The sequence below is a fragment of the Pseudomonas arcuscaelestis genome, from assembly GCF_016881005.1.
GTDB lineage: Bacteria > Pseudomonadota > Gammaproteobacteria > Pseudomonadales > Pseudomonadaceae > Aquipseudomonas > Aquipseudomonas arcuscaelestis.
Genome location: NZ_JACOPV010000010.1, coordinates 12,986 through 39,783, shown reverse-complemented (window position 1 = coordinate 39,783; position 26,798 = coordinate 12,986). Strand labels below are relative to the sequence as shown.

General features: G+C 58.9%; 23 protein-coding genes. 11 read left to right on the top strand and 12 right to left on the bottom strand.

Annotation, left to right across the window (positions count from 1 at the left end; genetic code table 11):
• Nucleotides 1–3: 3 nt before the first annotated feature.
• The 7 genes from H8F21_RS16440 to H8F21_RS16410 all read right to left on the bottom strand — a co-directional run bounded on the left by H8F21_RS16440 (nt 4) and on the right by H8F21_RS16410 (nt 8,631).
• Nucleotides 4–702 carry a YoaK family protein gene (locus H8F21_RS16440; RefSeq protein WP_136477067.1) on the bottom strand — a complete coding sequence of 233 codons (699 nt, stop codon included), beginning with the start codon at nt 700–702 and terminating at the stop codon, nt 4–6.
• 44 nt (nt 703–746) lie between these two features.
• Nucleotides 747–1,829, bottom strand: a complete 1,083-nt coding sequence (locus tag H8F21_RS16435; protein WP_203481195.1) for a helix-turn-helix domain-containing protein — start codon at nt 1,827–1,829, stop codon at nt 747–749.
• Between the two features lie 131 nt (nt 1,830–1,960).
• The gene (locus H8F21_RS16430) at nt 1,961–2,932 is read right to left on the bottom strand and encodes a PDR/VanB family oxidoreductase (RefSeq protein WP_203481197.1); all 972 of its coding nucleotides are present in this window, start codon (nt 2,930–2,932) and stop codon (nt 1,961–1,963) included.
• Nucleotides 2,933–2,994: 62 nt separating this feature from the next.
• A complete protein-coding gene (locus H8F21_RS16425; protein WP_203481199.1) occupies nt 2,995–4,443 on the bottom strand; it encodes an NAD-dependent succinate-semialdehyde dehydrogenase in 1,449 nt (482 codons plus the stop codon).
• Nucleotides 4,444–4,494: 51 nt separating this feature from the next.
• The gene (locus tag H8F21_RS16420; protein ID WP_203481201.1) at nt 4,495–5,616 is read right to left on the bottom strand and encodes an aromatic ring-hydroxylating oxygenase subunit alpha; all 1,122 of its coding nucleotides are present in this window, start codon (nt 5,614–5,616) and stop codon (nt 4,495–4,497) included.
• A gap of 127 nt (nt 5,617–5,743) precedes the next feature.
• A complete protein-coding gene (locus H8F21_RS16415) occupies nt 5,744–7,342 on the bottom strand; it encodes a BCCT family transporter (protein WP_203481203.1) in 1,599 nt (532 codons plus the stop codon).
• Nucleotides 7,343–7,539: 197 nt separating this feature from the next.
• Nucleotides 7,540–8,631 carry a tartrate dehydrogenase gene (locus H8F21_RS16410; RefSeq protein WP_203481205.1) on the bottom strand — a complete coding sequence of 364 codons (1,092 nt, stop codon included), beginning with the start codon at nt 8,629–8,631 and terminating at the stop codon, nt 7,540–7,542.
• A gap of 97 nt (nt 8,632–8,728) precedes the next feature.
• Here H8F21_RS16410 and H8F21_RS16405 point away from each other — a divergent pair, with 97 nt between their 5' ends.
• Entirely contained in the window at nt 8,729–9,646 is a 918-nt protein-coding gene (locus tag H8F21_RS16405; RefSeq protein WP_203481207.1) for a LysR substrate-binding domain-containing protein, read from the top strand.
• A gap of 36 nt (nt 9,647–9,682) precedes the next feature.
• Here H8F21_RS16405 and H8F21_RS16400 read toward each other — a convergent pair whose 3' ends face one another.
• The gene (locus H8F21_RS16400) at nt 9,683–10,330 is read right to left on the bottom strand and encodes a TetR/AcrR family transcriptional regulator (RefSeq protein ID WP_168198479.1); all 648 of its coding nucleotides are present in this window, start codon (nt 10,328–10,330) and stop codon (nt 9,683–9,685) included.
• Nucleotides 10,331–10,470: 140 nt separating this feature from the next.
• Here H8F21_RS16400 and H8F21_RS16395 point away from each other — a divergent pair, with 140 nt between their 5' ends.
• Both H8F21_RS16395 and H8F21_RS16390 read left to right on the top strand, forming a co-directional pair.
• Complete coding sequence (locus H8F21_RS16395; protein ID WP_203481209.1) at nt 10,471–12,411, top strand: amidohydrolase; 1,941 nt, start codon at nt 10,471–10,473, stop codon at nt 12,409–12,411.
• 347 nt (nt 12,412–12,758) lie between these two features.
• Nucleotides 12,759–14,954 (top strand): TonB-dependent siderophore receptor, encoded by a 2,196-nt coding sequence (locus H8F21_RS16390; protein ID WP_413243044.1) that lies wholly within the window; start codon nt 12,759–12,761, stop codon nt 14,952–14,954.
• Between the two features lie 97 nt (nt 14,955–15,051).
• Here H8F21_RS16390 and H8F21_RS16385 read toward each other — a convergent pair whose 3' ends face one another.
• From H8F21_RS16385 to H8F21_RS16375, 3 genes are all read right to left on the bottom strand, one after another.
• Nucleotides 15,052–15,531: a VOC family protein gene (locus H8F21_RS16385; RefSeq protein WP_203481211.1), complete on the bottom strand. Its 480-nt coding sequence runs from the start codon at nt 15,529–15,531 to the stop codon at nt 15,052–15,054.
• Between the two features lie 77 nt (nt 15,532–15,608).
• Nucleotides 15,609–16,361, bottom strand: a complete 753-nt coding sequence (locus H8F21_RS16380; protein WP_203481213.1) for a carbonic anhydrase — start codon at nt 16,359–16,361, stop codon at nt 15,609–15,611.
• A 99-nt stretch (nt 16,362–16,460) separates the two neighbouring features.
• Entirely contained in the window at nt 16,461–17,432 is a 972-nt protein-coding gene (locus H8F21_RS16375) for a DMT family transporter (protein WP_203481215.1), read from the bottom strand.
• Nucleotides 17,433–17,536: 104 nt separating this feature from the next.
• On the opposite strand from H8F21_RS16375, the gene H8F21_RS16370 reads away from it, so the two are divergent.
• Both H8F21_RS16370 and H8F21_RS16365 read left to right on the top strand, forming a co-directional pair.
• A complete protein-coding gene (locus H8F21_RS16370; protein WP_203481217.1) occupies nt 17,537–18,427 on the top strand; it encodes a LysR substrate-binding domain-containing protein in 891 nt (296 codons plus the stop codon).
• A gap of 172 nt (nt 18,428–18,599) precedes the next feature.
• The gene (locus H8F21_RS16365; protein ID WP_136477054.1) at nt 18,600–18,953 is read left to right on the top strand and encodes a DUF1428 domain-containing protein; all 354 of its coding nucleotides are present in this window, start codon (nt 18,600–18,602) and stop codon (nt 18,951–18,953) included.
• A 130-nt stretch (nt 18,954–19,083) separates the two neighbouring features.
• Here the strand turns inward: H8F21_RS16365 and H8F21_RS16360 are convergent, their stop codons facing one another.
• Complete coding sequence (locus tag H8F21_RS16360) at nt 19,084–19,995, bottom strand: AraC family transcriptional regulator (protein ID WP_203585043.1); 912 nt, start codon at nt 19,993–19,995, stop codon at nt 19,084–19,086.
• Between the two features lie 105 nt (nt 19,996–20,100).
• Here H8F21_RS16360 and H8F21_RS16355 point away from each other — a divergent pair, with 105 nt between their 5' ends.
• From H8F21_RS16355 to H8F21_RS16330, 6 genes are all read left to right on the top strand, one after another.
• The gene (locus H8F21_RS16355; RefSeq protein ID WP_203481221.1) at nt 20,101–20,658 is read left to right on the top strand and encodes a carboxymuconolactone decarboxylase family protein; all 558 of its coding nucleotides are present in this window, start codon (nt 20,101–20,103) and stop codon (nt 20,656–20,658) included.
• Between the two features lie 52 nt (nt 20,659–20,710).
• Nucleotides 20,711–21,772, top strand: coding sequence for an acyl-CoA dehydrogenase family protein (locus H8F21_RS16350; RefSeq protein ID WP_203481223.1), 1,062 nt, complete (start codon nt 20,711–20,713; stop codon nt 21,770–21,772).
• Nucleotides 21,769–22,617 (top strand): ABC transporter ATP-binding protein, encoded by an 849-nt coding sequence (locus H8F21_RS16345; RefSeq protein WP_203481225.1) that lies wholly within the window; start codon nt 21,769–21,771, stop codon nt 22,615–22,617. Before H8F21_RS16350 ends, H8F21_RS16345 begins: the two co-directional genes overlap by 4 nt.
• Nucleotides 22,583–23,782, top strand: coding sequence for an ABC transporter substrate-binding protein (locus H8F21_RS16340; RefSeq protein WP_136477049.1), 1,200 nt, complete (start codon nt 22,583–22,585; stop codon nt 23,780–23,782). Before H8F21_RS16345 ends, H8F21_RS16340 begins: the two co-directional genes overlap by 35 nt.
• A complete protein-coding gene (locus H8F21_RS16335; RefSeq protein WP_203481227.1) occupies nt 23,782–24,537 on the top strand; it encodes an ABC transporter permease in 756 nt (251 codons plus the stop codon). The genes H8F21_RS16340 and H8F21_RS16335 overlap by 1 nt, the downstream gene beginning before the upstream one ends.
• Nucleotides 24,538–24,693: 156 nt before the next feature.
• Nucleotides 24,694–26,787 carry a TonB-dependent siderophore receptor gene (locus H8F21_RS16330; RefSeq protein WP_203481229.1) on the top strand — a complete coding sequence of 698 codons (2,094 nt, stop codon included), beginning with the start codon at nt 24,694–24,696 and terminating at the stop codon, nt 26,785–26,787.
• The last annotated feature ends 11 nt before the right edge of the window (nt 26,788–26,798 follow it).

Here is a 26,798-nt window from a genome sequence, read left to right as displayed (position 1 = left end):
CGATCAGCGGGGCATATAGCCAAGCTGCCAGCGCCGGGGGATTTTCAACGAAATGAACCCGAGCACGGCAGCGAGCAGGGCGCTGAACAGCAGGGCACTCAGATCGAAGGCCTGTTCCAGCAGCACACCAATGATTGCGCCGACGAACATTCCGCTCCAGGGAATCAGTTGCACACGCCAGCCTTGCCGGCGCTCCCCCATCAGTGCCCGTCCCAGGCCACGGCCAAACCGAGATAACGCCCCCGTCACGTAGGTGAGGCCAATCGGCAGGCCGTTCACTTCCTCGACCACGGCATTGATCATGCCCATGGCGGTCACCGCTGCGATCAGCGCGGGCAGTTGCCAGTCCAGTGGAATCAGGCCGGCCACGGCTAACAGTGCAGCAATGATCAACAACAGCGGCAACGGACGGCGGCCACTGATACGGGCGATTACCACACCCAGGGCATTGCCCAGGACAAAGGCCAGCAGCACCGCGCCGATGCGCAGCACCAGCCCAACTTCACCTTCGCCCAACGAGACGGCCAGGCGCGTGGTGTTGCCGCTCATGAACGAGACAAAATCACCGGTGGCCATGAAACCGATTGCATCGGTCATGCCGGCCAGGACCGATAGCGCCGCGACAAAATACAAACCGACTTTGCCGCGTAACTTGGCCACTCGCACTGACCGGGCCGAAGCGTAAGTAGAACCTGGCAGCATCCATCAAGCTCCCAATCTAAGTGGAGTAACTCACGACTGAAGATTCAGGCGCGCTGCGCCAATCGCGCCTCGAGCCCGGCAATATGTGCCTGGAGCCGTTCGCGCTCGAGGCGCTCGGCACTGATGTCTTCGAACACGCTGATCAAATGTTCTGGTTCACCATCGTCGCGGCGCTGCAGCGAGGTGCGAGCGCGCACCCAGATGTAATCGCCGCTTTTGTGACGCACGCGTTTTTCCACTTCATAGCGTTCGCTTTCGCCGGCCAGCATGCCCTGTAACAACTGCAGGTTGAGCGCCAGGTCGTCGGGGTGGGTGATCTGCTGGAAGGTCATGGCATACAGCTCTTCGGCGCGGTAGCCGAGTAGCTCGCACAGGCTGTTGTTGACCCGCTGCCAACGCCCATCCGGATCGATATAGGCGAGGGCGCCCCAGGCCAGTTCGAAGATTGCTCGAAAGCGCTCTTCGCTTCTGCGCAAAGCCTGTTCGGCAACTTGGCGTTCGGTATTGTCCATGCTGATGCCGACCATCTTCACTGAGCGTCCGGCGCTGTCGCGGACCACGGTGGCGCGCGAGGAAATCCAGCGCAGTTCGCCATCGGGACGGGTAATACGGAAATCACACTCGCAACCGCTGCCCTCGGCCACTGCCTGGGCGTACATGGCTTGCATGTGCGTGACATCTTCGGGGAGTAGATGTATCCAGAAGTCTTCGTTGCGATGGACCGGCCAGCCATAGACCTGTTCAACGTTTGGCGAGTAGGTCACCTCGTCGCTGATCAGGTTCCACTCCCAGGTGACAATGCGTGCGCCTTCCTGGGCCAGCTTCATGCGCGTTTCACTTTCCATGATCTCGGCGGTGTAGCGACGGCGCAGGTCGGTCATCGGCAGCTCGACAACCTGCGGTTGCTGGATGTTCTGCAGGGCTTCTTCGCCGTAGCGCAACCAGATCCAGTTGACCTTGAGAAAGTCGGCCAGTTTGCGCAGATTGTCGTAGTCGACTTCACCGCCGCGGGTCCATTTGTGCACTGCGGTGCGCGATATACCCAGGGCCGTGCCCACGGCTTGCAGGGTTAATTTGTGATGCTCGAGCAGTTCCTTGAGGCGGAAGGCGAAACTGTTTTCCAACATGGGCAGGGTGTCCTGATCTGGAGCCACGAGGCTGCCAGTATACGCAAACCGTCAACTTTGGGTTGACGGCCTGGCTTCCAGCTACATAGCGAACCTGCCCAGCTCTTCCTAGCAGCTAGAAGCCTACCGCTTCAGAGATCCAGCACAAGGCGCGCCGAGCGTGCGCGCGATACACACAGCATCATGCTTTGCTGCGCTGCTTTTTCTTCGTCGCTCAAGTACTGGTCGAAGTGTTCGGCTTCGCCTTCCAGGATTGCTGTCTCGCAGGTACCACACACACCTTCTCGGCACAGGCATTCCACTTTGGCAGCCTTGGACTTTTCGATGGCTTGAAGAATGGTCATGCCTTCTTCTACCTGTAGTTCGATACCCGACTGGGCCAGCACCACAGTAAAGGCGGCGCCGGTCACCGGGGCGGCGGCGAACTGTTCCCAATGCACACGTTGCTCGGCTATGCCGGCGTTGGCGGCGGTAGCAATGACCGCGTCGATCAGCGGTTTGGGGCCGCACACATACAAGTGCGCCTGCTCATCCAGGCCCGCGCACAAAGCAGCCAGATCAAGCTTGCGATCGAGGCTGTCGATGTAGAAATGGGTGTTGTCTGCGTGTGGGCCGGTGGCCAGTTGCTCGTAGAAAGCGCCATGCTCCGGGGCGCGGAAGGCATAGTGCAGTTCGTAGCTGGCGGCGCTGCCTTCGAGTTCATGCAACTGTGCCAGGAACGGCGTGATGCCAATGCCGCCGGCAATCAGTACATGACGGCCAGCGCTGTGGTCCAGGGCGAAGAGGTTGTTTGGCGAAGAGATGGTCAGGCGACTGCCGACTTCCACCTGCTGATGCATGAACGCCGAACCACCCTTGGATTGCTCTTCAAGGCGCACGCCGATCTGGTAGCTGCGGGTGTCGCGCGGGTCGCTCATCAGCGAGTAGGCATTACTGAACTGGTTGCCGTCGGCACCTTGCATCTGCACGATGACATGGCTGCCACCGGTGAAAGCCGGCATCGGCGCGCCATCTTCACGGGCCAGGGTGAAGCGCTTGATCAGCGGCGTGGCCTGCTCTACTTCGGTTACCTGCACGCTGAACATTTCGTATTTGTTGGCCATGTTTCACCTCGACTGCAAGGGCGTGCGGCAGGCCCTGCCGCACCCCGGAACCAGGCGCTCGCTCAGACGGCGAGGCACAGGTATTTGATTTCCAGATAGTCCTCGATGCCGTACTTGGAGCCTTCACGGCCCAGGCCCGATTGTTTGATGCCACCAAACGGCGCGACCTCGTTGGAGATCAGCCCGGTGTTGACCCCGACCATGCCGTACTCCAGCTGCTCGGCAACCTTGAAGACACGGGCGATATCACGGCTGTAGAAGTAGGCCGCGAGGCCGTACTGGGTCGCGTTGGCAAGGGCGACAACTTCTTCGTCAGTGTTGAAACGCACCAGTGCTGCCACAGGGCCGAAGATCTCCTCGTCGAGCAGTTCCATGCCTGGGCCGACATTGGCCAGCACGGTAGGCTCGAAGAAGTTGCCGCCCAGGGCATGAGCCTGGCCGCCAAGTACCAGTTCGGCACCCTTGGCGACGGCGTCGTCGATCAAGCTACGGACTTTAACGACGGCCTTTTCATTGATCAGCGGGCCAATCTGCGTACCCTCGGCGCTGCCATGACCCACACCCAGTTCACGCACGCGCGCGATGAAGCGTTGGCTGAACTGTGCATAGACGCTGTCGTGGATATAGAAGCGGTTGACGCAGACGCACGTTTGCCCGGCGTTGCGGTATTTGGCAATCAGCGCACCTTCAACGGCGGCGTCGATATCGGCATCGGCGAAGACAATGAACGGCGCGTTGCCGCCCAGTTCCAGGCTGACTTTCTTGATGGTTTCAGCGCACTGGCCCATGAGCAGACGGCCCACGGGGGTAGAGCCGGTGAAGCTCAGTTTACGCACTGATGGATGGCCGGTGAACTGCGCGCCAATGGCCGGCGCATCACCGGTCACCACGCTGAAAACGCCAGCCGGCACACCGGCACGTTCGGCCAACTCGACCAGGGCGAGCGCGCAGAACGGGGTTTCGTTGGCCGGCTTGACGACCATGGTGCAGCCAGCGGCCAGGGCCGGGGCGACCTTGCGGGTAATCATTGCGGCGGGGAAATTCCACGGTGTGATTGCAGTGCACACGCCAATGCCTTGCTTGATCACCAGCAGGCGCTTGTCGTTGGCAGGGCTGGGAATCACATCACCGTAAACGCGCTTGCCCTCTTCAGCGAACCACTCGACGAAGGAGGCGGCATAGCGGATCTCACCGAGGGCTTCATGCAGGGGCTTGCCCTGTTCGAAGGTCATCAGGCGAGCCAGGTCTTGCTCGTGTTCAAGCAGCAGCTCGAACCAGCGGCGCAGAATTTGCGCGCGCTCTTTGGCGGTACGTGCACGCCAATCGCCCAGCGCTGCTTCGGCGGCTTCGATGGCGCGTACGGCTTCGGCACCGCCCATCAGCGGTACGCTGCCAAGCAGCTCGCCATTGGCCGGATCGGTTACCTGCAGGCTGCGCCCGTCATCGGCGTCGCACCAGCGTCCGGCGATGTAGGCCTGCTGGCGGAACAGCTTATTGTCATTGAGTTTCACGCAAGGCACTCCGAAGGCCGCCGCAGGCTGTAGCGCCTGCGGCGGTTGTTATCAGTCGTTGAGGTGGGCGACGGCGATCAGGTTGTGGAAGTGGGCAATGCCGTGTTCGCTCATGCCGCTGCGCTCGCGGTCAGCCATGATTCGGCCTTGGCCACGATAGCCGCGGGACTTCAGGCCCTTTTGCACGCTTTCCACCAGACGCAGGTCTTCTGGACGGAACACTTCGCGGTACCAGTCGATCAGCTTCTGTTGCTCTTCGGTGATGTCTTTGTTTAGGAAGTAAATGTCGTAGTGCTGCAGGGTGGTTTCTGCATCGACCGGGAACTCGTAGATCACGGTCATGAAGTTCGCTCCTGGCGGCACGTTGAACATGGTGCACGGCCAGGCCCAGAAGCCTGCGAAAGATGGGTCTTTGACGCTTTCATCGAACTTGAATGATTGCTCCGACGGTTTTGCCAGACCGTACTGCAGGGTCCAGTTGCCATGCAGGTTGTGGCTGTACTGACCGACGTCCACCGAGTCGGCGAAGCCTGGGTGGGCAGGGGCGCAGTGGTAGCACTCGAGGTAGTTGTCGACGATCGACTTCCAGTTGGCCGGCGTGTCGCTGACAAAGCGCGCCGCCAGGTGCAGATCATCGATCACGGCGCACGCTTCACGCATGCGCTTTTGCAGGCCTGGCAGTTGCTCTTCGACCGAGCCTGCTTGCATGTCCATATTGATGAAGATGAAGCCTGCGTATTCTTCGACGCGCAGTTGCACCAGGGTGGAGTTTTCTTTATCGAAGTTCACCACGTTGTCGCAGTTGCGGGCGTGGGCGAGCTCGCCGTCGAGCTTGAAGGTCCAGGCGTGGTACGGGCAGGTGATAACGTTCTTGGCTTTGCCGCTACCGCTGAGCAGTTGGTGGCCGCGATGTGGGCAGACGTTGTAGAAGGCACGCAGCACGCTGTCGCGACCACGCACGACAATGATGCTTTCGCCGATCACTTCACGGGTGATATAGGCGTTATTCTCGGCCACTTCACTGCGATGGCCAATGCAGATCCAGCTGCGGGCGAAGATGCTTTCCTTCTCGTGTTCGAACACCCCAGGCTGGGTGTAGAAGCTGGCGGGAATAGTGAAAGCCTCTTCGGCGTTGGCGCAGAAATCGGCGGGCAGGCGTTTGAAGTCATTCATTGTGGGGTCTCTCACAAGCTCGGTTTTTTAGTTATTGGTTAACACGTATCTATAAGTTAACAAGTAAGGCAAAAAAATTTGGCTACTGCCTGCAGGAACGGGGCAAGCCCGCTCCTGCAGGGGGCGCTTAGTGCACGGCTGCAGTGCTGCGCGGGGCCTGGTGTTGCGATTCTTCACCGGCCAGGCGCGCCGCTTCTTCCTCGATGCGGTAGGCCGGAACCTGACCGTAGTCTTCGATCATCCACTTGAAGAAGCCGTAGATCTTCACCAGCAGGATCACCATGAACGGGATCGCGGTCAGCACCACGGCGGTTTTCATGGTTGACAGCGATGCCTTGGCAAACAGCATGGCCAACGGCACCAGGGTCAGCACTACACACCAGAACAAACGATGGGTGGGCGTCGGGTCGTCGCCTTCACGCAGGTTGCGGGTACTGGTAGCAGCGACCGCGTAGGCGGCGGCGTCCATGTGCGAGGCGCAGAAAATCGCCATGATGAACAAGTACACGCCGAGGAACACCTGACCCCACGGCAAGGCAAGCAGCAGGTGCGTTACCGCTGATTCACCGCCTTGTTCACTGAGCATTTTCGGCACGTCCACGGCACCGGTAATGAACTGGTGCATGCTGTAGCTTTCCAGGGCGCCGAAGAAGAACCAGCATCCGAAGCTACCGCCCAGCAGCAAGGCCAGTACCACTTCCTTGATCTGCCGGCCACGCGAAACGCGGGTTACGAACATTGCCACGCCTGGGGCGTAGGACACCCACCAGAGCCAGTAGAACACCGTCCAGTTACGGGTGAAGGCACCATCGCCGGCCGGGTCAGTGAACAGGCTCATGTGCACGTAGTTCTGGATCATCAAGCCAATCGAGTTGGCGGTGTTGTTGATGGTGAACTGGGTAGGGCCGACCAGCAGCACGACGGCGGCAAAAACCAGTGCGCCGATGCAGACGATCTTGCTCAAGCGCTGCAGGCCACCATCGATACCGATGTAGGAGCTGAGCGAGAACATGACCGCGACGGCGCCGATCACCATCAGCTGTACAGTGAAGGTATCCGGGGTGCCGGTGAGGTCATGCAAGCCACGAGTCAAGGTCGAGGCGGTCAACGCCAGCGACACCGTCAATGCGCCCATCATGGTCAGCAGGAAGATCAGATCGACACTGCGGCCAACAGGGCCGGTAGCCTTGAAGCCGGTGACTGCCTCAACGATGGAGGCCAGGTTCAGGCCGCTCTTTTTGCGCACATGGAAGTGGTAGGCCATGGCCAGCGACGCCAGGGCGTAGATCGACCAGGCGCTGACACCCCAGTGGAAGAACGAGTAGCTGATGCTGTACTCGAGCGCTTTCGGGCTGGCAGCGGCGATGTTCAGGCCAGGGGTTTGATAGTAGTAGGCCCATTCCATCACACCCCAGTAGAGGGTCGACGAACCCATACCGGCGCAGATAAACATGAACACCCAAGTAGCGGTTGCATACTCGGGTTTGCCACTGCCCAGACGGATATTGCCGTATTTGCTGAAAGCCAGGTACAACACGGCCAATGAGCTACCGAACACCAGTACCTGGACGCTGGTACCAAAGGTGCGGGTAGACAGTTCGAACAACTGGTTGGCAGCGCTTTCAGCTTCGCTAGGGAAAGCTGCAAGGCCTATTACAGTGAGCAGCACGGCTATCAGACTCACGGTAATCAGGAACACATCAATCTTTTTATTCTTGTGCGACATCATCGTCTCCTGGACGTTGGCGTACTTATCTATACCCGGCAGGCATTTCCGGGGTGTTGCGGTATTACTCCTTCCTTGGCTGTTAACCAAAAGTTTACATGAATCTTTTGGTTAACAGATTTTGCATTTAATCCACGCCGCTAGCAAGAGGGTGAAGGATGGTTTGTCAGACAATTCTGATGGTTGGCCCTGCTTTCTCAGGCTTCGATCAGTGCGGTGATGGCCTGGCCGACTTCCTGGGTCGATTTCTGCCCACCCATGTCTCGCGTGGTGTCACCGGCAGCAATGACCTGTTCGATGGCCTTGAGAATGTCATCGTGGGCTGCGCGATAGCGTGCGTCGGCACCGTCGTTACCGAGGAACTCGAGCATCAGCGCACCGGACCAGATCATCGCGATCGGGTTGGCGATGTTCTGGCCGAAAATGTCCGGCGCCGAGCCGTGTACGGGTTCGAACAGGGATGGGAATTTGCGCTCTGGGTTGAGGTTGGCCGATGGCGCGATTCCGATGGTGCCAGCGCAGGCTGGACCGAGGTCGGAAAGGATGTCGCCGAACAGGTTCGAGGCTACAACGACGTCGAAGCGATCCGGTTGCAACACGAAACGGGCGCAGAGGATATCAATGTGCTGCTTGTCCCAGCTGATTTCCGGATAATTGGCAGCCATGGCGGCGGTGCGCTCATCCCAGTACGGCATGCTCACGGCCATGCCGTTGGACTTGGTCGCCGAAGTGACATGCTTGCGTTCGCGGGTCTGGGCCACATCGAAGGCGTACTTGAGGATGCGATCAACGCCGCGGCGAGTGAACACCGATTCTTGCAGGACAAATTCGTTTTCGGTGCCTTCGAACATGCGCCCGCCCAGGGACGAGTATTCGCCTTCGGTGTTTTCGCGGATAACCACGAAGTCGATATTACCTGGCTCGCGGCCGGCCAGGGGGCAAGGTACGCCCGGGAACAGGCGCACTGGGCGAATGTTTACGTACTGGTCGAAGTCGCGACGGAACTTGAGCAGCGAGCCCCACAGGGAGATGTGGTCCGGCACCTTGTCTGGCCAACCCACGGCGCCGAAGTACAAGGCGTCGAAACCCTTGAGCTGCTCGAACCAATCGTCCGGCATCATCTTGCCGTGAGCCAAGTAGTAATCGCAGCTGGCCCACTCGAAGAATTCAAAGCTGATGTCCAGGCCGTGCTTGCGCGCAGCAGCCTCGACTACGCGAATACCTTCGGGGAGAACTTCGAGGCCGATGCCGTCACCAGGAATTGCGGCGATTTTGAAAGTCTTGCTCATGGGGCGCACTCGTTGTCTAGGGAACAGGTGCCGACCATGCTATAAGGGCTTGATTCAGAGATAATCTCGCCATTCATTGATTCTTAGAACACGAAACGTGAATAATCTTCCTAGCCTCGACGATCTCAATATCTTTCTTCAGGTGGCCAAGCGCGCCAGCTTCGCCGCGGTGGCTGATGAGCTGGGCATGTCGGCGGCCTTTGTCAGCAAGCGCATTCGCGTGCTCGAGCAAACCCTTGAAGTACGCTTGCTGCATCGCACCACTCGCCGGGTGACCATTAGCGAGGAGGGCGAGCGGGTTTACCAATGGGCGCAACAGATTTTCGATGCGGTGCAGCGCATGGGGGACGACATCAGCGCCCAGCACCGCGAGCCGGCAGGACAATTGCGCATTGCCAGCAGCCTGGGTCTGGGGCGGCGCCTCGTGGCCCCGGCCTTGTCGGAATTGGCCGAGCGGTATCCGCGCCTGGACATAAGGCTGGATGTTCACGACCGCTTGGTGGATTTGATCGAGGAGGGCGTGGACCTGGATATCCGGGTTGGCAACATCATTGCCCCTAACCTGATCGCCAAACCCCTGGCCCGGAACCGCCGGGTGCTGTGTGCCTCACCCGCCTACCTGGCGCGCCGTGGCACGCCCAAAGTGCTGGCCGAGCTGGGCAGCCATGACTGCCTGGTGATCAAGGAACGCGACCACCCCTTTGGCATCTGGCAGCTAGAAGGACCCCAAGGTGAGGAGAGCGTACGGGTCACTGGCGGCTTGTCGAGCAACCATGGCGAGGTAGCTCATCAGTGGTGCCTGGATGGACGGGGGATATTGCTGCGCTCGTGGTGGGATGTACATGACAGCCTGGAGGATGGGCGACTGGTCCAGGTGCTGGGCGACTATCACCAACCGGCGGATATCTGGGCGGTCTATACCTCGCCGCTGGCAAGCTCGGCAAAGGTGCGCGTGGCGGTGGAGTTCTTCCGACACTACTTTGCCGAGCGCTACAGCCTGCCTGCGCTAGGATGAAGGTGTGGTAAGAGCAGGCCTTGCATAACGCGCGGTCTAAACCAGAAGATCCCGTTCAAACGCAGCGCAGTCCTGGCATTCAACTGCCGACAAGAGCAGCCGGTGTTGCCATTTTTTATGTGCGCGCCACATCAGGCCACGTGCTTCGCCTTGTTCGATGCTGCCTTGCTTGACCACATCCCAGGTTCGATACAGATACCGGGCAAGTTCGGTGATTTCCTTCTGCGGCCAGCAGCAGCCATGCTTTTTCAGCAGTTCCACCATGTTGGCGATGTGGATCGCTTCATGTTCCTGCTCCAGGCCATGCAATGCGGGTATCACATCCATTGCCTGCCAGAGTGCGCTGTAACCCGAGTACTGCTGCTCGATGCCATCGATCATGTCATCCAGCGCGTCCCAGATTTGTACCAGGCTGAGTTCGCTTTCATACAGTGCCTTTTCTCGACTGCGGATTTCCGTCAGCCATTGCTCGGCCAAGCGATAGACGATTGCTTCCTTGTTGGGGAAAAACCGATAGAGCGATTTGATGTCGATGCCGGAGCGCTCGGCAATGGCATTGGTGTTGAGCTGGGTGATGCCGCCCTCCTTGAGCAGCGCCAACGTTGCTTGTTCGACCTTTTCGATGATCGCCAAGGTCCGCTGTTGCCGCGGCTCGCGGCGCATTCTCAAGTCTTGCGAAGTCATCCAGCACCCAGCCTTATCGTTCATTGGCCCGCATTTCACATTGACTCGGTCGATGGAGTCAAATCTCGACAATTGACGCTGTTGCGCAACGCTGGTAGAAGATCAGATTACAGTATTTACTGTAATTTATCGGAGAAGGTATGCGCTCAAAACAAAAACAACACCTATCGCTTTCCTCCATCGCCCTGATCGCAGGGGTTGTTGGCTGCGGACAAGCGTTGGCTGCAACCGTCGACAGCGGTAAGAACACGGTGTACCTCAATGGCGAGATCTACACCCAGAATCGCCAGCACCAAAAAGTCGAAGCCATCGCCGTGGCCGATGACAAATTTGTTTACGCCGGTAACCGAGAGGGGGCAGAAAGCTTCATCAAGCAAGGTTTTCAGGTCGTCGACCTGGGCGGGAAAATGGTGCTGCCGGGGCTGCATGACAACCATATCCATGTGCTGGGTACGGTCGCGCTGGATGTCTGCGATCTGCAAGGCAAGGCGGTGAATCTCGATCAATTGGCCAGCAAGGTGAAGGAGTGCCTCCCTCGTTACGCGAGTGAGCCGGGTGCCTGGCTTAAGATCGACCAGTGGGTTCCCTATGAAGGCAACGAACCGACGGCCCAATACAAGACCATTCTTGCAGCCCTCGATGCAGCTGCCGATGGTCATCCGATCATCTTGTCCGGGGTCGACGGCCATGCCAGTGCCTATAACTCCAAAGCCTTGAGCATGGCTGAAGACGAGCAGGGCAACAGCATCGGTTTCAACCCCAAGACGCTGGGCAAGGGCGGGGTATTCGCCGAGCTGGCGCCGTATGTCAGCCTCGACACCGGGGTGGTACGTGATGCGGCGAAAGAAAAGATCCCGGTGGGCAACTTCGACATGTTCGCGCAAAAACCGGGCGATCCGCGCGGTGAAAAAATCTATGGCGATATCCTTCCGGACGTCGCCAAGGTCATGGCGCAAAGTGGTATCACCAGTATCCAGGATGCGTGTAGCAACGATTTCATCCGTGAACAGTTGGTGAAGATGCAAACGCAGAACCTGCTGAACATGCGGGTCACGGCTGCCACCTGTTTCATTGACGATGACTATAAGGGCAAGGTCGATATTGCCGGTCACTTGAAAAAAGCCCAGGAAGTACGCGCCGCGTTCGCTGACAACCCGCTGATCAAGGCCGATGCGGTGAAGATATTTGCCGATGGTGTGCTTGAAGGCGACTCGTTCAGTAATCCGCCGTTTTCACCCAACGCCGGGATGTTGCATACCTATCAAACCCCCCATCTAAAACTCAATGAGGACACTGGCGCGATCACTGTCAGCGCCGACAGCGAAGATTCCAAGAATAACGGTATCGTCAATTACCGCGATGAGGACTTCAAGAACTACGCCAGTGCACTCGATGCCGATGGTTTCGCCATCCATGTACATAGCATTGGCGACCGTGCCACGCGGGTGGCTCTTGATGCGCTTGAGGCTGCGCGGCAACGCAATGGCAACAGCCATATCCCGCATACCCTTGCCCACTTGCAGGTGATCCATCCGGACGATCAACGCCGCCTCGGCGAACTGGGCGTCTTTTTGACCTATACCTACGCTTGGATCAATCAGCAGCCAGAGTATGACGTGCTGATCACCCCATTTCTGGAGAAGAGTAAAAAGGGCCAGGACATCAACGACCTGCTCTACAACAAAAACAACTACACCTGGAATGCCACCTACCCGGTGCAAAGCTCCTACAAGGCCGGGGCGGTTCTGGTTGCGGGCAGTGATGCGCCAGTCGACTCGCGCGACCCGCGTCCATTCATGAATATCGCTGCCGGTATCACCCGCGCCATTCCTGGTGAGCCCGCCTACAACGCGGAGCAGTCGGCCACGTTGGAGCAGATGCTGGACGCTTACACCATCAACGGCGCTCGAGCGGTTCGCCAAGACAAAATTATCGGCTCGATTGAACCGGGTAAGTCAGCCGATTTCATTGTGCTAGATCGCAACCTGTTCAGTTTGGTCGAGCAGGGCAAACCCGAACAAATCGCCGATACCAAAGTTGTGCAGACCGTATTCCGTGGACAGACGATCTACACCAACTGACGCGTACGAGCAGTCGTTGTCTGAAAGGGGCCATTTACGGCCCCTTTTTCTTTGACAGCGCAGCCATCGGCGAAACGCGCAACCTCCCCATTTTTCGAGAGACGGGCAGGGTAGTGCGCAGGGGATGTGAAAAATTCGTCAAAAAACAGGCCGCCAAGTCTTTTTATTTGCGACACATTCTGACAAGCTAATGATAACGATTATCAAAAGTAATCGTATTTGCTGTTTCCGAGCCGGGCAACAGCCGTTTCGATCCGCAGTCTGACCTACCCGTTACGCCTGCCTCTGAGACACCCGCGCACCCCAATCGCTGAATTACACACCTGCAAATGTAAGGAGAAGTCTGCGTGCACCCTTTTTGGCCCCGCGCCCTCGCTGTTGCTGTCTCACTGGCAAGCGCCGCCCCCTTCGCTGTTGCCCAGGAACCGGTCGCGGTTGCTTCGGCTGACGACAAGCCTGCCGCCCAGGCCGGTGATGGCGAAACGATGATCCTTGATGCCTTGAGCATCAACTCCACTGGCTTGGGTCAGACCACCGAAGGTACAGGCTCGTATACCACCGGCGCCATGCAGACCGCTACCAAGCTGCCCCTGACCATGCGTGAAACCCCGCAGGCGGTGACGGTGATTACCCGCCAGCGCATGGATGACCAGGCCATGACCAGTGTCAATGACGTGGTCAAGGCGACCCCCGGCCTGTTCCTCAGCCAGTCCAGCGGTCCGGGGCGGCAAACCTATAGCGCTCGCGGTTTCGACATCGATAACATCATGTACGACGCCCTGCCGACGTCGTATTCGGGGTGGGGGGTAGGTGTACAGCCGAACCTGGCGATGTTTGATCGGGTCGAGATTATTCGTGGGGCAACCGGCTTGATCACCGGTAGCGGTAACCCTTCGGCGGCGATCAACATGGTGCGCAAGCGCCCGACTGTCGACCAGCAAGTGACCTTGACCGGGGCTACCGGCAGTTGGGATGACAACCGAGGGGAAATCGATGCCTCCAGCCCGCTGAACGAAAGCGGCACCCTGCGCGGTCGAGTTGTAGGCTCGTACCGCGATGCCGACACCTTCCGCGACAAGGAGAACAGTGATCACGGCGTGTTCTATGCCGTGGGCGAGGCAGACCTGAGTGAAGACACCACCGCAACCCTGGGCTTCTCCCGTCAGCATGACCGGACCAACTTCTTCTGGGGCGGCCTGCCAATCGGCACCAACGGTCATCATTTGGATCTGCCACGCTCCACGTATCCAGGCACCGATTGGGAAGACAAGACCCAAGACATCAATACCGTGTTTGGCGAAGTCAAACATCGCTTTGCCAACGATTGGGAACTGCACCTGGCGGCGTCTCAAGCGACGCAGAAAGCACTGTTCTCCGGCACCTATCTGTCACGCTACAGCGGCCCGCTGGCAACCACTGCCTGGCAAGCGCGCTACGATGAAGTCAAAACGGCCTATGACGTATTTGCCAGTGGCCCGGTTGAAGCATTCGGCCGCAGCCATGAAGTGGTCGTCGGCACCAGCAGCCGTCAGTCTGACGTGACCACGCATAACTACAGCCCCTATGTGTTCAGCCTGCCAATCGGTGCGCCGAAGCCGAACTTTGTGCGCACCAACGACGATCATGAAGTCACCACGCAGAAGGGGGTTTACCTGACCACCCGACTGAGCCTGGCCGACCCGCTCACCTTGATTCTCGGTGGTCGCCTGGACTGGTATGACTATGACAACAGGCCAGAGGTAGTTGACCCGCAAGCCGGCGATGGCGACTACAAAGTCACCCGTAACGTTACGCGTTATGGCGGTCTGATCTACGACATCAACGACACCTACTCGGTGTATGCCAGCTACACCGATATTTTCACGCCGCAAACCGAGAAAGACCTGTCGCGCAGTGTGCTCAAGCCTATCGTCGGTGAAAACTATGAAATCGGCATCAAGGGTGAGTACTTCGAGGGCGCCCTCAACGCCAGCCTGGCGGTGTTCCAGGTCGACCAGTTGAACCGCGCGGTACAAGTGGATAACCCGGTGGGTTGCCCGAAGCTCGACTGCTACCAGGCCGCTGGCAAGGTGCGCAGCCAAGGGTTTGATCTGGAGCTGCAAGGTGCGTTGACCGAGCAATGGCAGGTGGGTGCCGGTTACACCTATACCCGTGCCCATTACATCAAGGACCAGGACCCGTCCAAAGAGAACCAGGCTGTTCTTCCTGAACAGCCGGAACACCTGTTCAAAGTATCGACCCTCTACCGCTTCAAAGGCCCATTGGAAAAGCTGCGTGTCGGCGGCAACGTCTACTGGCAGAGTCGCATGTATAACGATGTGGATGTCACCGGTGGCAGCTATCGGGTCGAACAAGGCAGCTATGCAATTACCGACCTGATGGCCGGCTACGAGGTGAACAAGCATCTCGACCTGCAACTCAACGCCAACAACGTCTTCGATCGCGTCTACTACTCAGCGATTGGTTCCGACGTGAAGTGGGGCTCCACCGATACCTACGGTAATCCGCGTAACTACATGCTGACTGCCAAGTACAAATTCTAAGTCGCTAAACCTGTAACCCCCAGCACCTGATAATCGCAGAAGAAAAACGGCGAGCGTGAAAGGACTCACCTTGCTCACCGTCGAGTGCAATGCTGCTTCAGCCTTTGAGTGCGGCTTCAATCCCCGCAATATCTATCTTGCCCATTTCCATCATCGCCTCGAAGGCGCGCTTGGCCGCTGCCCGATCGGTATGGGTGATTGCCTGGGTCAGAATTCGCGGTGTGATCTGCCATGAAATACCCCACTTGTCCCTGCACCAACCACAGACACTTTCCTCGCCGCCGTTGCTGACAATCGCACTCCAGAAGCGATCGGTTTCGGCCTGGTCGTCGGTCGCTACTTGAAAGGAGAACGCTTCGCAGTGCTTGAATGTGGGGCCTCCATTGAGGCCCAGGCAGGGAATGCCCATCACCGTGAATTCCACGGTCAAAACATCGCCGGTCTTGCCCGAAGGGTAATCGCCTGGGGCGTGGTTCACTGCGACCACAGCGCTGTCGGGGAAGGTCTGGGCGTAGAATTGCGCAGCGTCCAACGCCGTGCCGTCGAACCACAGGCATATTGTATTTTTACGGGTCATCGTAGGTCTCCGAAACCGGGACTGGGACAATCAGTGTAGCCCCATGCGTCGGCCGGACTTCCTTGCCCGGTTTGCGATCAAGCAATCAATTCGACTTTGCCGGTGCTCAAACGATAGACGCCACCGACTATCTTCAACGTTCCTTTTCCAAGTGCCTCAGTAAGCAGTGGCGTGGCATTGTTGAGACTCTGGACCGAGTCTTTGACGTTTTGTGCGATGGCATTTTCCATCAGATTGCCGGGTTGCTTGAGCACCTTTTCGATTGAGGGTTTGAGCGCCTCAGTCAGTTTCGGAATGTGCCCAGGGAACACGGTTTGATCTTTAATCGCTTTGATCCCCGCCTCGATGGCGCCACAGCTTTCGTGACCCAGCACCAGGATCAGCGGGGCGCCGAGTACGGCGACGGCATATTCAAGGCTGGCCAGTCCTTCTGCGGTGACGAAGTTGCCTGCTACACGTATTGCGAAAAGATCGCCGCGTGCGGTGTCGAACGCATACTCGGGAGCGATCCGTGAGTCGGAGCAACTAAGCACCGCGACAAACGGGTTCTGGCCAGATACCAACGCTTCGCGCTCATCCTTGAAGTCATGGGTTTGCGAATTCCCGCTCACATACCGCTCATTGCCCGCTATCAATCGCTGCAACGCCTGCTCGGGGCCGATTGCGTTTTGAGGTTTTGGAGGCGTAGAGGTTTTCTCGGCTGCCGTGGCAAGTTTGCCTGGCAGGGTGCCGGCGAGCAGCAGGGCGCCTGCTCCAAGTCCGGCAATACGAAGAAAACGACGCCGATCAGTTGAGTTTGAAGAGGAAGTTGAAGCACATGATTTACACATGATGGTGTGTACTCAGGTCAACTCAGTGGATGTAACTACTGTTGGCAAACTGGCGCTATTTTCGGCGCCAGAACCCTGAAGTTTAGTTGACCTGATCCATTATGTTTTTTGCGCAACCGTGGCGGATGGCTCAGTTGTCCGCGCCTTGGTTGTTGCCTGGCGCGGCTTCAAACGGGAGACGCCAAACAGCACCAGGGCCAGGCCGATAATCTGATAGATCGAAACTTCTTCGCTCAGTACTGCCCAGGACGCAAACACCGTCAACACCGGACCCAGGTTTCCGACGGCAGCAGTATGCGTAGCGCCCATGCGCTGGATCGCCAGTGCCACCCAATAGATCGGCAGCACGGTGGAGACCAGCGCCATCAAGGCGGCATACACCCACACCGAACCCGGCAATTGCCAGAGCACGCTGAAATCGGCAACCAATAGGTAATGCACCAGAACCATCACCGCCGAAGCGCCGCCAGCCAACCCGGCCAGGCGCATGGAACTCATGCGCTTGAGCATGATGCCGGTGCCCGAGTAATACAGCGCATAGGTCACCGCACTCGCAAACACCCACGCCGCGCCTAGTATCACCTGACCACCCAGGCCGGCAACGCTGACGTCATGCACGAAGGCGATGCCCAGGCCCAAATAGCACAAACCCATCGCCGCCAGCGTGCGCGGGGTAGGGCGCTCTCGCAGGGCAATGGCTTGAAAGATCAATACCAGGGTCGGGTAGATGAACAGAATAAGCCGCTCAAGGCCGGCGCTGATGTACTGCAAACCATAGAAGTCGAACAAGCTCGCCAAGTAATAGCCGAACAGCCCCAAGAGCATTACCCGCACACCATCACCAAGACCCAGCGGTGCATTGCTTGGGCCGCGGCTGGCCCATACCAGCCAGGCAAACAGTGGCAGAGACAGCCCCATGCGCATGGCCAACAGGGTGATTGCATCCACCTGGCTGTCGGCGTAGGACAGCTTGACGAAAATAGCCTTGAGGCTGAAACCCAATGCCGACAACACCGCAAACAGGCTGCCGTTCTGGACACAACGCTGGAACAATCCACGCAAACGATTCATTGGCGGCCTGATAAAGAAAGGTTCATTGGGGTTATTCTAAAGTGAACGCCGTTGGCGCAGAATCGCATTTCTACGAACGTGGCCTTCGCCAAAAGAGAAACCTTGTGCACTTTGATCTTGCTGATTTGCGCCTGCTCACGGCCATTTCCACTTCCGGCAGCTTGAGCAAGGCCGCCGCCAGCATCCCGGTTGCCGTCTCAGCCGCCAGCACGCGACTGCGCCTGCTGGAAGAGCGCTGTGGCGTCATCCTGTTCACCCGCAAGGCCGACGGCATGCAGCTCACCCCGGCCGGCCGCCTGGTGCTGGAAGCGGCCGGCAGCGTGCTGGCCGAAGCGCAAAAGCTGCAAGACATACTCAAGGAACTTGCCGGACAGCGCCGTATCACTTTGCGGCTGGCCGCAACCACCGTGACCACCAGCAGTCTGTTACCTGCGGTGCTGGGAAAGTTTCTTGCCGACTATCCCGAGGTTGACTTGCAGTTGAGCGAATTCAGAAGCGCGGACGTGATGCGTGCGGTGCTTTCTGGTGAATGCGAGATAGGTGTGTTTGATGGCAGTGTCATCAGCGATGGGGTGATGTCATTGCCCTTTTGCAATGAACGCTTGGTGATGCTGGTGCCTCATGAGCACCCTTTGGCAGAGCGCGAGCAGACCCGCTTGCGCGACGCCTTGGGCTATCCCTTCATTGGCATGCCGGCCGAGCGGGCCATGCAGCGCTTTGTCGAAGAACGGGCCATCAAAGAAGCCATGCCCCTGCATATTCGCGTGCGTGCGCCGAGCTTCGAAGCCATCGCCCAACTGGTTGCCCAACGGGCTGGTATTGCCATGCTGCCGCAGGCCATTGCGCTGCGCATGGAGCAGGAGCTGCCGGTACGCATGGTGTTACTCGAAGAGGGGTGGGCCACCCTTGAACTGCGCTTGTGCATTCGGGGATGGGCGTCGCTCAGCAGTCACGGTCGTCAGTTAGTCAACTTTTTGTCTGGGCGTAGTGATTGAGTGCAAAGGTCGGTGCGGTCAGGGCTAGGTGCTGGCGCTTCTCTCACTAGGAATGCAAAGAATGCCGTACCGCTTGTCGGTGTCCGTCTGGCTGTGTCGAAACAGTGCGCTGTGAATCGACTACTGCATAGATCGAACGGATCGCTTCAATCCCTGCACAGGAGAACACGCTATGTCTTATGTCGATGGTTTTGTGATCGCCGTACCTACTGCCAATCGGGAGCAATTTAAGCAGCATGCCGAGGAAGCGGCGGTGGTGTTCAAGGAGTGCGGCGCCCAGCGCGTTATTGAGTGCTGGGGGGATGATGTACCTGACGGCAAACTGACTTCGTTTCCGATGGCGGTCAAATGCAAACCAGATGAAACCGTGGTGTTTTCCTGGATTCTATGGCCGTCTCGACAGGTGCGTGATGCTGGGATGAAGAAAATGATGGAAGACCCACGCCTGCAGCCGGACAAGAACCCGATGCCGTTTGATGGGCAGCGGATGATCTTTGGTGGCTTCAACATTTTGGTGGATGTGTAGCAATGCCGGTGCAAGGCACTGACGGTGGGGAACAGCAGAATGAGGGTAAACATTTACAACAACCAGAACCTTCCAGTACGGACTCTGGTGCCTAAATTGGCCTGAGTTCGACTACAGAGCGGTGATTGTTTCAGCGCCCCTCATGCTGACGCCGGTAAGCGCCCGGCTGTACACCCATGGCCTTGCCAAAGGCGCGGGTAAAAGCCGCAATAGATTGATAGCCCACGCTAGCGCATACCTGTTCGACGGTGTTGTGGGCCTTGAGCAATTGGCAGGCATGGCGCATGCGCAGCGCCAGCAACACTTGTCCAGGCGATTGCCCGGCCAGTTCGCTGAAACGCTTGAAGAAGGCCGAGCGCGACAGGCCGGTGCAGGCGGCCATGCTTTCCAGCGGCCAGGGCTGCTCCGGGTGTGCGATCAGTTGCTCTACCAGCGCAGCGAACTGCGGGTGGCGCGCCAGGGTTACCAGGCCGGCCATTGGCAGATCAGCTTGGACTTGCTGGCGCAGCACATAGAGAAACAGCAAATGACTCAGGCGTTCGAGCAAGGCCGAGGAGGGCGCGGGCTGACGCTGGCATTCAGCGAGGATCAGCTCGAACAGGGCGGTTGCGGCGCTCAACGCCGGGTCACCGGCACGCAGGATAGTCCAGTCGGGAAGGCCGTCGATGATCAGCGACGAGAGCCCAGGCTGAAAGTGAAAGAACCCGCACACCAATCCCACACCGTCGTTGGCTCCGCTGTCCAGCGGCAGCATGGCCATGCGCGGTAGCTGCAGCGCCAGTTCGCAGTCGCCAGTACCAGAAAGCCGGTACTCAAGGTCGCGCAGCAGGAACACGGCATCACCGGCCTCAAGGGCCAAGGCCTGGGGCTGACTGGCGATATGCAGCCAGCAATGTCCTTGCACCACGAGGTGAAAGCTGGCCCGTGCCAAACCGTGGGTGCTGGCGTGCCAACCACCACAGTAGCGCCCGACATGGAACAGGCTGGCGTCTAGCTCAAGGCTTTCTAATAACCAATCGACAACAGGGCTGGATGAAATCATCTAATGGAAAGACTCAGGAGCAAGTAATAGCGACTCTAGAATATGGAAGGTATTTCTTATAACCAACAGACTTGTGCGACACCCTAGTATGCAGGAGACCACACCATGTCGCGCATTACTCTACACACGCTGCAAAGCGCCCCTGAAGCTGCTCGCCCTTTTCTGGAAAACGCCCAGAAAAATTCCGGCTTCATTCCCAACCTGCTGGGCGTGTTGGCCAATGCCCCGGCCGCGCTGGAAACCTACGTTACCGTTTCGGCCCTCAACGGCAAGGCTGAACTGAATCTGGCCGAGCGCGAAGTGGTGCAACTGGTGGCGGCCACCAATCACGGTTGCGACTTCTGTGTGGCCGGCCATACGGCCGTGGCCCTGAACAAGGCCAAGCTGCCGCAAGAGGTGGTCGATGCTCTGCGCGCCCGTGGAGAACTGCCGCAGGAAAAACTCGAAGCCCTGGCCGCGTTCACCCGTGAAGTTATCGCTACCCGCGGCAATGTGAGTGATGCCGCGTACAGCGCTTTTCGCGACGCTGGTTATGGTGAAGGCCACGCTCTGGAGGTGATTCTCGGCGTGAGCCTCGCCACCCTGTGCAACTTTGCTAATGTGTTTGCCCAGACGCCGCTCAATGATGAGCTGAGCAAGTACCGCTGGCAGCCTTCGGCATAACGATCCCTGGGCGCCGGCGCAGGCTGGCGCTTTTTTTAAAGGAGTAAACGACATGCTCGATCCTGCATTGGTCACGTGGCTGGATGCACAGGCCGAAGCCCTCGATCTGGGGCACTGCGATCCGCAGGAAGTGCTGGGACAACTGGCGGCAGCACAGGTGTTGCGTGTTGGCATTGATCCAGCCCAGGGCGGCAGCGGTGGCTCGGTGGCCGACGCGGTGGAAACCGTCGCCAACGTGGCTAGCCATTCATTGGCTGCAGCCTTTGTGTTCTGGGGTCAGCGTGCCTTCATCGAATACCTGTTGCACAGCCCCAACAGTGCCTTGCGCGAGCGTCTGCTGCCTGGCCTGCTCAGCGGCGAACTGGCCGGCGCTACCGGACTGTCCAACGCCATGAAGTATCTATCCGGTATCGAAGCATTACAGGTCAGGGGGCTTGCCGGTGAGCAGGGCTGGACCCTGGACGGCCGCTTGCATTGGGTTACCAACCTGCGCAAGGGCGGCTTTGTAGTGGCTGCGGCGATTGAACAAGAGGGCGCTTCCCCCTTCGTATTGGCCATCCCCGACACCGCAGCTGGGCTTTCGCGCTCGGATGACCTGCAATTGATGGGGCTGCAATCGAGCAATACCGCGGCCTTGAACTTCGAACAGGTAGCCATCAGCAGCGACTGGCTGTTGCATGAGAATGCCAGGCAGTTTCTACCGGCGGTTCGCCCTTCGTTCCTGGGCCTGCAATGTGGCATGGCCGTCGGCTTGGCACGGCGGTCGTTACGTGAAGTTGAGGCGCATCTGCAGGGCACGTGTTCGCTTCTCGGCGAGACCTTGAGTGTGCTGCAGGAGCGCCTGGAAAACACCGTTGTCGAGTTGAAAAATGGCTTGCTCGATGGGCGCTTCCAGGGCCAGCCAGCGGCATTGTTCAAGGTGCGCATCACCCTGGCTGAAACAGCCGCCGATGCCGTACAGCTTGAGTTGCAGGCCAGCGGTGGCAAGGCTTACTTGAGTGCGTATGGTGCAGGTTTCGCGCGGCGTTGGCGTGAGTCGGCATTCGTGCCGATCGTTACCCCAAGCCTTGTGCAACTGCGTACCGAACTGCAGCGCCAGGCGTCGGCGGTATGACCCAAGTATTGCTCGAAGCCCGCGCAATCAGTCTAGGTTACCCGCGTGAGCAAGGCTGGCAAAGTGTGCTGGAGGACTTCGACCTGCAACTGGCACCGGGTGAAGTGATCACCCTTCTCGGCCCCAGTGGTGTTGGTAAGTCGAGCCTGCTGCGGGTGCTGGCTGGGCTGCAGCAGGCGCGCAGTGGCAGTGTCAGCCTGTTGGGTGAGCCGCTGCACGGGCCGCACCCACGGTTGGCCGTAGCCTTTCAGGACCCCAGCCTGTTGCCTTGGCTGAGCCTGGAAAAGAATGTCGCCTTCGGCCTGGATTTCGCCCGGCAACCGAAGGTTACTGCCAGCGAGCGGCGCACGCGGATCGACCACGCTATTGAAGCAGTGGGTTTGCAGCATGCCCGCGAACAGTATCCGGCGCAGCTTTCCGGTGGCATGGCCCAGCGCACCGCGCTGGCCCGTTGCCTGGCGCGACAACCGCAAGTACTGCTGCTCGATGAACCTTTCGGTGCCCTCGATGAAGTGACGCGCGCCGACATGCAACAACTGCTGCTGCAACTGATCGCCCAGCACAATACCGCGGCGATCCTGATTACCCACGATATCGACGAAGCCTTGCTGCTGTCCGATCGCGTGCTGCTACTGGGCAACCACCCGGCGCGCACTCTCGGCCAATGGCACATCGACCTGCCGCAACCCCGCGCGCAGCGGGTCGAGGAACTGGGCGCGTTGCGTATCGACATCCTCAAAACCCTTCGGCGGGCCAGCCGCACACCTGAACCTACTCCTGAACCTTTGCCGCTGCCGTCGGAGACTGCCCATGTGCCTGGACGACTTCACCCACACTCGTCGTGACTTCATCAAACTCAGCGCCTTGCTGACTGCTGGCGGTGCCATGCCGCTGCTGAGCAGCCTGCAGGCACGGGCGGCCAGCGATCCGGATGCGCCAGTGCGTATTGGCTACTTGCCCATCACCGATGCCACCCCTTTGCTGGTGGCGCACAACAACGGCCTGTTCGAGGCCGAGGGCATCAAGGCCGAGCGGCCGGTGCTGTTGCGCAGTTGGGCGCAGGTGATCGAGGCATTCATTTCCGGTCAGGTCAACGTGATTCACCTGCTGTCGCCGATGACCGTATGGGCGCGCTATGGCAGTAAGGTGCCGGCCAAGGTGGTGGCCTGGAACCATGTCGGTGGCTCGGGTCTGACCGTGGCCCCGAATATTACCGAGGTCAAGCAACTCGGCGGGCAAACCGTAGCGATTCCGTTCTGGTATTCGATTCACAACGTTGTGGTGCAGCAGCTGTTCCGTGATCACGGCCTGACCCCGGTGTCGAAACCGACCAGCGCCGAGCTTGCGGCCAACGAGGTGAACCTGGTGGTGCTGCCGCCGTCGGATATGCCGCCGGCATTGGCCAGCAAGCGTATTGCCGGCTACATCGTCGCCGAGCCCTTCAACGCCCTGGCCGAAGACCTCAAGGTGGGTCGGGTGCAGCGCTTTACCGGTGACATCTGGCGCAATCACGCCTGTTGCGTTGTGTTCATGCACGAGCATGACCTCAACAACCGCCCGGAGTGGTCGCAGAAGGTCGTCAACGCCATTGTCAAAGCCCAGCTGTGGACGCGGGATCATCGCGCCGAAGCAGCGGCGCTGTTGTCCAAGGCGGGTCCCAACCGCTATACCCCACACACGCCGCAGGTGCTCAGCCAGGTGTTGGCACCGTCTGCCGAAGCGCGGGCCCGCTATATCGCCAGTGGTGCAATTGAACATGCGCAGTGGGACGAAAAACGCATCGACTTCCAGCCCTATCCCTTCCCCAGTTATACCGAGGAATTGGTGCGACGCTTGCAAAACACTTTGATTGAAGGTGACAAGGGCTTTCTCGCCGGTCTTGATCCGCAGCAGACTGCCCGCGACCTGGTGGATGACCGCTTCGTGCGCAACAGCATCGAGGCGGTCGGTGGACTGAAGGCTTTCGGTTTACCGGACAGCTTCGAGCGTAACGAGGAGTTCGCAATCTGATGGGTAAGCATCTATTGCATGGTGCGCTGGGTGCGGGCGGTTTGCTCGGGTTATTGCTGCTGTGGTGGTTGGGTGTGCACCTGTTTGGCGAAGTCGATGGCCTGTCGGCGCGGTTCTCGCCCCAGGCCACACTCGCCAGCCTGGTGGAGCTGCTGGGGCAGGGCGAGGTCTACGAGCATGCGTGGGTCAGCCTCAAGCGTATTCTGGTGGGCTTGGCGTTGGCGTTGCTGATCGGTGTGCCGCTGGGTTTGCTGGTGGGCAGTTATCGCCACCTTGAGTCGGCCACTACACCCGCGTTCCAGTTCCTGCGCATGATCTCGCCGCTGTCGTGGATGCCTGTGGTGGTGATGTTGATGGGGGTAGGCGATCAGCCGATCTACTTCCTCCTGGCCTTTGCTGCGTTATGGCCGATCCTACTCAATACTGCCGCCGGTGTGCGCCAACTCGATCCGCGCTGGCTGCAACTGAGCCGTAGCCTCAGTGCTACCCGCTGGGAGACGTTGTGCAAGGTGATTATCCCGGGCGTTATCGGCCATGTGCTCACCGGGGTGCGCCTGGCGATCGGTATTCTGTGGATCGTGCTGGTGCCATGCGAAATGCTTGGGGTGAGTGCCGGCCTGGGCTACTTCATTCTTGATACCCGGGATCGCCTGGCGTACTCGGAGTTGATGGCCATGGTGCTGCTTATCGGGGTGCTGGGGTTCATGCTTGATGCCCTGGCCCGCGGCCTGCACCGGCGCTGGGTTCATGCCTGAGCGGTAGGCGATGTGTGATTGATAGCGGGGCAAGTTCACCTTGGGCGCGATGGTTTGGCGCCTCAAGGGCGGGCTTACCCCGCGTTTGGTTCGATTATTCGATTTCCAATGGCTGCCTTAATTGTTATGTTATTACATAATTTATAAGGAGCTTCCATGAACTACTTCCCAGGAAGGCTGCCGCTCGGCCTGTCTGCCTCGTTGCTCGCGCTGCCAGCTGCTGCGGCCGAACCTGTTTTGCTCGACACCTTGACGGTGAGTGAGCGTCAATTTCAAGAGTCCGCCAATGGTCCCGTACAGGGCTATCGCGCCAACCGCTCGAGCACGGCAACCAGGACCGATACCGACATTCGCGACACCCCCCAAAGTATTGCCGTGGTACCGCGCCAGGTGCTTGAAGACCTCAACACTACCCGCATTGATCGCGCGCTGGATTTTGCCGGTGGCGTGAGCCGACAAAATAACTTTGGCGGCCTGACCTTCCTCAACTACAGCGTGCGAGGCTTTACCACCAGCGAGCTGTACAAGAACGGCTTTGCGGTTAACCGTGGCAGCTACAGTGCCCCGGACACCTCCAATATCGAACGCATTGAAGTGCTCAAGGGGCCGGCGGCCAGTTTGTACGGACGTGGCGATCCGGGTGGCCTGGTGAACATTGTCACCAAGCGCCCTCAGTTCGATGCGTTCACTCACTTCAAGGTCAGCGCCGGAAGCTGGGACCGCTACCGCAGCAGCCTGGATGTGAATACGCCATTGAGCGACGACGGCCGCGTGTTGTCGCGGGTTAATCTTGCGGTGGAGGACAACGGCAGTTTTCGTGATTACGTTGGCAGTGAGCGACGCATCGTCAGCCCGTCGCTGAGCTGGCAGTTGAGTCCGGACACGTTGCTGTCGATCGACAGCGAATTTTCGCGCACCGAGTCGGTGTTCGACCGTGGTGTTCCGGCAGTCAACAACGCGCTTGGCGCTGTCAGTCGCTCGGCCTTTTTCGGCGAGCCCAACGACGGGCGCATCCGCAACGACAACCAGACATTGGACCTGACGTTGGAGCACTACCTCAACGACAGCTGGAAGTTGCGTCTGGCCAATCACTATACGCAGGGTCGACTCAAGGGCAACAGCTCCGAGCCCCAGCTGCTGGTGGGTACTACGTTGAGCCGCTTTTATCGAGAGCGTGATTTTGAATGGAATGACTCCATCACCCAGGCGGAACTGCATGGCCAGTTCGATTTTGCCGGGTGGCAGCACCAGAGCCTGATTGGGGTGGAGTACGAAAACTACCGCAACAGCCAGAAGTATCCGCAGAGCGCCACGTCACTGGCGTATGGGCTGGACATCTATAACCCTGTGTATGGCAAACCCAAGCCACCTCTTACCCGAGCCAATGACTTTTTCGAGAGCACGCAGAGCTACGCGCTCAACCTGCAAGATCAGATCACCTTCACCGATCGCTTGCGCGGCCTGATCGGGGTGCGCCTGGAACACATTGAGCAGACGGCGCAAAACCGTAGCAGCCGTGTGAGCAATACCCAGGAAAAAGACGTCGCCACGCCGCGTGTAGGGTTGCTGTATCAACTCACGCCTGAGGTCGGTGTGTTTGCCAATGCCTCGACTTCGTTCAAGCCCAACAGCATTGGCACCCAGGGGCAGGTGTACAAACCGGAGAAGGGACTGGGTTATGAAACCGGGCTCAAACTGGACTTGTTCGACAGCCGCTTGGGCGCAACCCTGGCACTGTTCCAGATCGATAAGGAAAACGTCATTACCACTGACGCCTTTGGCGACAGCATCGCAGCCGGTAAGGCGCGTAGCCAGGGCGTAGACGTGCAGTTCAGTGGGCAGCTGAGTGATGCCGTGCGATTGATCGGTGCTTACGCCTATATCGATGCCGAAGTCACCAAAGGCGATGCCAACCTGCCGAAGGGTAGCGACCTGCTGGGCATCCCTCGGCACAGCGGTAGCCTGATGGCGGTGTACGCGTTTCAGCACGGCCTGTTGCAGGGCTCCGATGTGGGGGCTGCGGCCAATTACGTAGGAGACCGTTCCAGTCAGGCAGGTAGCAGCTTTCGCTTGCCCAGCTACAGCACGCTCGATCTGCTGGCGCATTACAAGCTTAACGACAACGCAACCGTGGGCCTGAACTTGAATAATGTGTTCGACCGCAAATACTACGAGCGTGGATACAACGCTGTCTGGAACCTGCCTGGAGAACCGCGCAATTTGATGGTCAGCTTGAGCCTGGCGCTTTGAGGGGGCTATAG